At 35.3% G+C, this 204-nt stretch carries 1 protein-coding gene; it reads left to right on the top strand.

Going from position 1 to position 204, the window contains the following annotated elements; genetic code table 11:
- Window positions 1–14: 14 nt before the first annotated feature.
- A partial coding sequence (locus tag NY022_RS09680; protein ID WP_267525682.1) for a hypothetical protein occupies window positions 15–204 on the top strand: 190 nt, incomplete at its 3' end.

Genomic DNA, 204 nt, shown 5'->3' with positions numbered 1-204 from the left:
AATTTACATTTACAATGGATTCTAATGTAGTAAATAACGAACAAGGAATGATTAAATTAAGCATAGGTAGTGTAAGTGATACAGCAAATGTAGTTTATGTACCAGCTACCCCTGATAACACAGATGACAAACCAGTTGATGTAGTAACTCCAGTAGAACCTAAACCTGAACCAACTCCAGTAGAACCTGAAGATAAACCAGTTG

Origin of the sequence: Campylobacter sp. MG1 (genome assembly GCF_026616895.1) — a bacterium.
Classification (GTDB): Bacteria; Campylobacterota; Campylobacteria; order Campylobacterales; family Campylobacteraceae; genus Campylobacter_E.
Note: the sequence above shows the minus strand (reverse complement) of the source record. Positions and strands in the feature narration are given on the sequence as shown.